Origin of the sequence: Mycobacterium sp. E796 (genome assembly GCF_001672815.1) — a bacterium.
GTDB lineage: Bacteria > Actinomycetota > Actinomycetes > Mycobacteriales > Mycobacteriaceae > Mycobacterium.
Map to the genome: position 1 here is coordinate 1 of NZ_LZKK01000035.1, position 7,150 is coordinate 7,150.

9 protein-coding genes and 1 pseudogene are annotated in these 7,150 nt (G+C 69.5%); 5 read left to right on the forward strand and 5 right to left on the reverse strand.

Features of this window, described 5'->3' with window-relative positions:
- Positions 1-90 precede the first annotated feature (90 nt).
- Positions 91-1,245: pseudogene (locus tag A5706_RS03220) on the forward strand (FAD-binding dehydrogenase); the annotation flags it as partial.
- 16 nt (positions 1,246-1,261) lie between these two features.
- Here the strand turns inward: A5706_RS03220 and A5706_RS03225 are convergent.
- Positions 1,262-1,900, reverse strand: coding sequence for an MBL fold metallo-hydrolase (locus A5706_RS03225; protein ID WP_068127008.1), 639 nt, complete (start codon positions 1,898-1,900; stop codon positions 1,262-1,264).
- Here A5706_RS03225 and A5706_RS03230 point away from each other — a divergent pair.
- From A5706_RS03230 to purQ, 3 genes are all read left to right on the forward strand, one after another.
- Positions 1,877-2,608, forward strand: a complete 732-nt coding sequence (locus A5706_RS03230; protein ID WP_068127023.1) for an ATPase — start codon at positions 1,877-1,879, stop codon at positions 2,606-2,608. The genes A5706_RS03225 and A5706_RS03230 overlap by 24 nt on opposite strands.
- A 64-nt stretch (positions 2,609-2,672) precedes the next feature.
- Positions 2,673-2,912, forward strand: coding sequence for a phosphoribosylformylglycinamidine synthase subunit PurS (purS, locus tag A5706_RS03235; protein ID WP_068127010.1), 240 nt, complete (start codon positions 2,673-2,675; stop codon positions 2,910-2,912).
- Positions 2,909-3,583, forward strand: a complete 675-nt coding sequence (gene purQ, locus A5706_RS03240; RefSeq protein ID WP_068127012.1) for a phosphoribosylformylglycinamidine synthase subunit PurQ — start codon at positions 2,909-2,911, stop codon at positions 3,581-3,583. Before purS ends, purQ begins: the two co-directional genes overlap by 4 nt.
- On the opposite strand, the gene A5706_RS03245 is transcribed toward purQ, so the two are convergent.
- The 4 genes from A5706_RS03245 to A5706_RS03260 form a co-directional block, all read right to left on the reverse strand.
- A complete protein-coding gene (locus tag A5706_RS03245) occupies positions 3,580-4,965 on the reverse strand; it encodes a wax ester/triacylglycerol synthase family O-acyltransferase (protein ID WP_197517733.1) in 1,386 nt (461 codons plus the stop codon). The genes purQ and A5706_RS03245 overlap by 4 nt on opposite strands.
- A 22-nt stretch (positions 4,966-4,987) precedes the next feature.
- Positions 4,988-5,803 (reverse strand): lysophospholipid acyltransferase family protein, encoded by an 816-nt coding sequence (locus A5706_RS03250; RefSeq protein ID WP_068127018.1) that lies wholly within the window; start codon positions 5,801-5,803, stop codon positions 4,988-4,990.
- 105 nt (positions 5,804-5,908) lie between these two features.
- A complete protein-coding gene (locus A5706_RS03255; RefSeq protein ID WP_068127020.1) occupies positions 5,909-6,379 on the reverse strand; it encodes a YbjN domain-containing protein in 471 nt (156 codons plus the stop codon).
- 101 nt (positions 6,380-6,480) lie between these two features.
- Positions 6,481-6,882: a nitroreductase/quinone reductase family protein gene (locus A5706_RS03260; protein WP_068127021.1), complete on the reverse strand. Its 402-nt coding sequence runs from the start codon at positions 6,880-6,882 to the stop codon at positions 6,481-6,483.
- 57 nt (positions 6,883-6,939) lie between these two features.
- Between A5706_RS03260 and A5706_RS03265 the strand changes: the two genes are divergently transcribed.
- Positions 6,940-7,150: TetR/AcrR family transcriptional regulator (locus A5706_RS03265; protein ID WP_156766937.1), on the forward strand; the 211-nt coding region annotated here is incomplete at its 3' end.

Sequence of the window (7,150 nt, forward strand, 5' to 3'; positions counted from 1 at the left end):
CCTCATGCCCAACCCGGGTACCCCCGGGGGCGGGCGGGGGCGTGGGCGCCGGCCCCGGGGGGGGGCGGGGGGGGGGGGCCCGCCCCCCCCCGCCACCGGGTCGACGAGCTGATCCTAGAGGGCAGCGCGGGTGGCGCGGTGACCGGCGTCCGCGGCACCGTGCTGGAGCCGTCGGCCGAGGCACGCGGTGTGGCGTCGTCGCGAAACGCGTTGGGGCAGTTCGAGTTCCGGGCTTCCGCGGTGATCGTCACGAGCGGCGGCATCGGCGGCAATCACGAGCTGGTGCGCAGGAACTGGCCCAGGCGGATGGGCCGCGTGCCCGAGCAGTTGCTCAGCGGCGTGCCCGCGCACGTCGACGGCAGGATGATCGGCATCTCCCAGCGGGCCGGCGCGCGGGTCATCAACCCCGACCGGATGTGGCATTACACGGAGGGCATCACCAACTACGACCCGATCTGGCCGCTGCACGGCATCCGCATCATCCCGGGCCCGTCGTCGCTGTGGCTGGACGCGTCCGGCAAGCGGTTGCCGGTGCCCCTGTATCCCGGCTTCGACACCCTCGGCACGCTCGAGCACATCACCAAGTCCGGCCATGACTACACCTGGTTTTTGTTGAACGCCAAGATCATTGAGAAGGAGTTTGCGCTCTCCGGCCAGGAGCAGAACCCCGACCTGACCGGTCAGAGCGTGCGCGAGCTGGTGCGCAACCGGGCCAGCTCCGGGCCTCCGGCACCGGTGCAGGCCTTCATCGACCGGGGCGTGGACTTCGTCAGCGCGGACTCGCTTCGCGAGCTGGTGAGGGCGATGAACAAGCTGCCCGACGTGGAGCCCCTGGACTACGCCACGGTGGAGGCCGAGGTGACCGCCCGGGACCGCGAGGTGGCCAACCGGTTCAGCAAGGACGGCCAGATCACCGCGATCCGCGCGGCGCGCGGCTACTGGGGCGACCGGCTGGGCCGGGTGGTGGCGCCGCACCGGCTGACCGACCCGAAGGCCGGGCCGCTGATCGCCGTCAAGCTGCACATCCTCACTCGAAAGACGTTGGGCGGCATCGAGACCGACCTGGCCGGGCGGGTGCTGACGGCCGACGGCACCCCGCTGACGGGGCTGTATGCGGCCGGCGAGGTGGCTGGCTTCGGCGGCGGCGGCGTGCACGGGTACCGGGCGCTGGAGGGCACGTTCCTGGGCGGCTGCATTTTCTCCGGGCGCGCCGCCGGCCGCGGCGCCGCTGACGACATCACCTAGTTCTGACTGCTCGCGGCTAGAAGGTGACCGCGCTTTCTTCGGGCAGCACCTGGAAGTCGGTGGTGGTCATCTCGGTGAGCCGACCGTAGTAGATGCCCCGCGCGTCGGGGGCGATGATTCCCTGGTGGATCGGCACCGCCCGCGCCGGCGCCACCGCGCGCAGGTAGTCGACTGCCTCGGCGATCTTCATCCACGGCGCCGCCGCCGGAGCGGCCAGCACGTCCACCGGCTCGTCGGGCACGAACAGCGCGTCACCGGGGTGCATCAGTCGCGCCGCGTGGCCGCCGTCGCCGATCAGAAACGAAATGTTCTCTATCACAGGGATTTCCGGGTGGATCACGGCGTGCCGGCCGCCGACGGCGCGGACGGTCAGCTCGCCGATCTGCAGCTCGTCGCCGACGTGCACCGCCCGGCAGGGCGTGCCCAGCTGCTCGGTGGTTTGCGGATCGGCGTAGAGCTCCGCCTCGGGGTTTCCCTCGAGCAGCGCGGGCAGCCGGCTGACGTCGACGTGGTCGGGGTGCTGGTGGGTGATCAGGATGGCGGACAGTCCGGTGATTCCCTCGAAGCCGTGCGCGAAGGAACCGGGATCAAAAAGCACACGCGTGTTGTCGAACTCGGCGAGTAGGCAGGAATGGCCGAAGTGCGTAAGTTGCATATCTACGATTGTGCCCTGACGGGGGTGGTGCCGATGCGGGTGATCCTGGCGGCGATGCTGGCTGTCGGCGGCTTCGCGGTGGCTCTGATCGTGGTGGTACCCGCCCATGCGGACCCGGAGACCTGCCCGACGGTGTGCGACCAGATTCCCAACAGCGCCTGGATTCAGCAGCGCGCGGTGCCGCTGGACCCGGTGTACCGCTGGCCGGCGCTGGCCGGCTCGTCGGTTCCGCTGACGGGCACCGGGACGGCGAGGTTTCGCTTCGAGGACCTGTGTGCCTCGCCGGAGGCGTCGCAGGACGCCCGCGCCTCGGCGGTCGCGGCGCGCGCCACGATCACCCACCCGGACGGTCAGTGGCAGTTGCAGGCCGAAATACTGCACTGGCGCGGCGACACCGCCCGCGGCGGCTCCATCGCGGCCGGGGTGTTCAGCACCGCCGTCGCCGCCCTGCGCGGCTGCCAGCAGCGGGTCCCGGCGCAGTCGCCGTCGATCACCAGCGACGAGCCGAACCGGATGGCCGCGGTGGTCAGCGGCCCGGTGATCATGCATACCTACCTGGTGGCCCACGTGGCGAGCAGCACGGTCAGCGAGCTCACGCTGTGGTCGCAGGGGCCGCCGCAGGTGTCCTGGCCGGCGATGGCGGACGACTCCGTGCTGAACTCGATGGTCGCGCCCCTGTGCGACGCCTATATCGCCTCGTGCCCGTGACCGCCCGGCGGCACCGCTCGCCGGTAGAGTTGGGGGCCGAGATGAGCCCTGAGGAGGAGCGCCGGTGAGCCGGGTGGTCGTTCATGTGATGCCCAAAGCGGAGATTCTGGACCCGCAGGGTCAGGCAATCGTCGGCGCGCTGGGTCGGCTCGGCCATTCGGGGATCTCGGATGTCCGGCAGGGCAAGAGGTTTGAGCTCGAGGTCGACGACACGATCGGCGACGCAGAGCTCGCCGAGATCGCCGAGTCGCTGTTGGCCAACACCGTGATCGAGGACTGGACGATCAGCCGGGAGACGCAGTGACGGCGCGGATCGGAGTCATCACCTTCCCCGGGACGCTTGACGACGTGGACGCCGCCCGGGCGGCGCGGCGCGTCGGCGCCGAGGCGGTCGCTCTATGGCACGCCGATGCCGACCTGAAGGGGGTCGACGCCGTGGTGGTCCCCGGCGGTTTCTCCTACGGCGACTACCTGCGCGCCGGCGCGATCGCCAGATTCGCGCCGGTGATGACCGAAGTGGTCGAGGCCGCCGGACGCGGGATGCCGGTGTTGGGGATCTGCAACGGTTTTCAGGTGATCTGCGAGGCCGGGCTACTGCCCGGGGCGCTGACCCGCAATGCGGGCTTGCACTTCGTGTGCCGCGACGTGTGGCTGCGGGTGGCGTCGACCTCGACGGCGTGGACCTCGCGTTTCGAGCCCGACGCGGACCTGCTGGTGCCGCTGAAGTCAGGTGAGGGCCGCTACGTCGCCCCGGCGAACGTGCTCGACGAGCTGGAGGGCGAGGGCCGGGTGGTTTTTCGCTACCACGACAACCCCAACGGCTCGCAGCGTGACATCGCCGGCATCAGCTCCGCCAACGGTCGCGTCGTCGGGCTGATGCCGCATCCCGAGCACGCCATCGAGGCGCTGACGGGACCCTCCGACGACGGCCTGGGCCTGTTCTATTCGGCGCTGGACGCCGTACTCGCCGCCTAGGCGGAAATTCCTGCGACACAGCGTAATTCGCAGAAGGCCGCGGTGAGCGCGTTGGTCGCTTCGTGTGGGTCGTCGAACGTCCGGTCGTCGGTGAGCACTGCGATGCCGAGCTGGTCGACGTAGCTCCACACGGTGATGTTGACTGGGGCGCCCGGCGACAGCACGCCGGTCGAGTAGATTTCGCTGACCGTCGCGCCCCCGAAGTGGCCTCGCTCTCGCGGGCCCACGACGCTGGACACCGCGACGTTCATCATCTTGTTCGGTGCCTCCCTCTGGGCCAGCCAGCGGAACGCGGCCGGGGCCAGCGCGGTCGGCAGGTAGGTCATCATCCGCTCGTAGAGTCGGGGGCCGAGAATTTCGTGGTCTTCCTTCGCGATTCGGGTCGCCAGCGCCACCAGCCGCGCCCGTTCGGCCGCGTCGGCGATGTGAACGGGCAGCGAAATGGACAGGCCACTGATCTCGTTGCCGGTCACCCGGTTCGACCTGTCGGTGGCGGTCGGAACGGACGCGATGATCGGCCGCTCGGCCGCGCCGTCGTAGGCCAACAACAGCTTCCGCAGCCCTCCGGCCGCCGTCGCCAGCACCATGTCGTTCATCGTGATGCCCAACGCCCCGGCGGTCGCCTTGACGTCGGGCAGCGGCAGGGCCGCGCTGGCGAACCGCCGCCGCGGTGACACCACGTGGTTGAGGAAGGTCGGCGGCGCGTCGAACGCGTCGGCCAGGTCGGGGTGATTCCCGCGCTCGCGGGACCGGCGACGGACCCGCGCCAACCCCACGGCCGCGTCTTTGACCAGGCCCGGCAGCTTGGCGGCTTGCCGGGCGTGGTCGCGCGCGGCGGCGCGCAGCAGGTCGGACGTCGACGGGGTGACGCAGGGCTCGTCGTCGTCCCGCTCGTCGGACGGCCCGTCCTCGAGGTCCATCGCGCGAGCCAGCAGGTTGACCGAGGCGACGCCGTCGGCCAGCGCGTGGTGGATCTTGCCGATCAGCGCGAACCGGCCGCCCGTCAGGCCCTCCGCGAAGTGGAATTCCCACAGCGGACGGCTGCGATCGAGCGGCATGGAGGCCACCTCCCCGATGACGCCGTCGAGTTCTCGGCGGCCGCCCGGCGCGGGCACGTGCACCCGCCGCAGGTGGTAGTCCAGGTCGACCTCGCAGTTCTCCTGCCACATCGGGTGATGAAGGTGCCAGGGGATGTCGACGAGCTTGTAGCGCAACGGTTCTAGCAGATGCAGCCGGCGGCGCACGTGGCGCCGGAACGCCTCGAAGCCGAAGTCAGAATCGCAGCTGGAGGGGTCTAGGACCGCGACTTTCAACGTGTGGGTGTGCAGGTTCGGCGTCTCGCTGTACAGCAGCATGGCGTCCATGCCGTTGAGCCTCTTCACATGCGTGCCCCCTGCCGACGCCTCAGCCCAGGATGGGGAACCGGCGTTGGTCCGCGAGCCGCTGGAGCGCGGCCTCCATCACCGCACGGACGTGCGTGTCGACCTCGTCGACGTCGGGATCGTCGCCGAAGCGGGCGGCGATGTCGATCGGCTCGAGCACCTCCGTCACGATCTTGGCCGGCAGCGGCAGGTTGGGCGGGAAGATCACGCTCAGGCCGAACGGGAAACCGAAGCTGACCGGCAAGATGTTGATCCGGGCCTTCGTCAGTCGCAGCGTGCGCGCCAGCCAGTTGCCGCGGGTCAGGAACAGCTGCGTCTCCTGGGCGCCGATGGACACGGTTGGAACGATCGGTACCCCGGCTTCGATCGCCGTCTTGACGTAGCCGGTGCGACCGTCGAAGTCGATGGTGTTCGCGCTGAAGGTGGACCGGTAGGAGTCGTAGTCGCCGCCCGGGAAGACCAGCACCACCGCACCCGAATGCAAAGCGGCGGCGGCGTTTTCGCGGTTCGCCTCGATGACCCCGAGGCGGCGCAGCCAGCCGTCCAGCGGGCCCATGAACAGGCCGTAGTGGGCCAGGGTGTAGACGGGGCGGTCGTAGCCGAACTTGTCGTAGAAGGCGGGCGAGAAGATGAACACGTCCGGCGTGAACATGCCGCCCGAGTGGTTGGAAACCACGAGTGCCCCACCGGTCGACGGGACGTTTTCGACGTTTCGCACCTCCGCGCGATACCACCGCTTGACCAGGGGGCCGAGGGCCTTAGCGACCTGTCGGGTGAACTCCGGGTCCCATTTCGCCGTCTCGTGATTCTGGGCCGCCGGCCGTTTGATGCCTGCCATTCGCAACGGGTTGCCGATGTGACGCAGGCCCTAAACATCGCGCGAAGGTAACGCCACCGCGAAATACCGCCCAGAATTTCGCCGTGGCGTTACGCTCGCCTCCCCTCAGCCGGCGTCACATAGCAGCGGGGGCGTCGTCGGCGGTAACTCGTCGACGGGCGCCAGCTGGCCGAAGAGGTCGATCGCGTCCGCGATGGCGGCGTCGACGAAGGCGGCAAAGTCCTCGAAGGAGACGCCCTTGCGGATCCAGTGCGACCTGCGCGCCACCACGCCGATGCGCTGTGGGTCGGACGAGCCGTGCACGACCGCGACGACGCCGCGGTCCTGCGCGTTCCAGGTGTCGGCGAAGTGCACCAGCCAGGGACGCTCGGCAGCGGGAAAGAAGCACGCGGGTGTCACCCGGATGATCAGCACGTCGCTTTGCGCCGGGCAGGCTTCGAGGTGGACGTGCAGCCGCCGCGGGCGGGTGTTGGCGACGTAGAAAAATTCGCCGTCGTGCCGGCCCCGGAAATACCGGCTGCCGCGGGTGCACAGGTACCGCTCGATCAGCTCTGCGCAGAGCGGTTCGTTCGTCATGAGTCGATACTGAGGCCGGTGGCTTGGCGGATCCTTTGTGCCGAGCTAGCGGGAACCGAAGAAGTTGTTGAGAAATTGCTGAGCGACGGGATCCCGGCCGACTACGTCGGATCCAGGTCGACCCGCACGGTCAGCAGGTCGGTGCCCAACGCGCGCACCATCGCGCTGTTGAACCGCGGCAGCGTTGCCAAGCGGGCGTGTGGGTCGTCGTCGGGCAGCAGCGTGGCGGACCCGGCCCGCCAGCGGCCACGGAGACGAATCCGAACCCTGTTGTTCGCCTTGATATTCCGCACGTAGTCGGACGCTTCGCCGTGGTCGGCCACCAGCCAGAACGTGGCGCCGTCGAGTCGCCCGCCGATCGGCGTTCGTCGGGGTCGCCCGCTGTTGCGGCCTGTGGTCTCCAGGAGCACCTGGGTGGGCAGCCGCCGGGTGATGGGGTTGGCGATGCGTCGATGGAACAAGTGGGTGCGGCGACGTTTGCGTTGGCGGGCTGAGGTGGTCATGACGCAAGCATTGTCGAGACTGGTGGTCTCGTCAATGGGAACGCTAGCCTTCAGGCTGTGACGCCCCGAAGGCCGCACACCGGTAACCGACGTAACGACGCGGCGGAGCGGGCGATCCTGCAGGCAGCGGCCGAGTTGCTTGCCGACGGCGGTGGGCCGATCAGCGTCGATGCCATCGCCGAGCGGGCGGGCGTCGGCAAGCAGACCATCTATCGCTGGTGGCCTTCGAAGAGCGCGGTGCTGCTCGACGCGATGATCCACCGGGCGC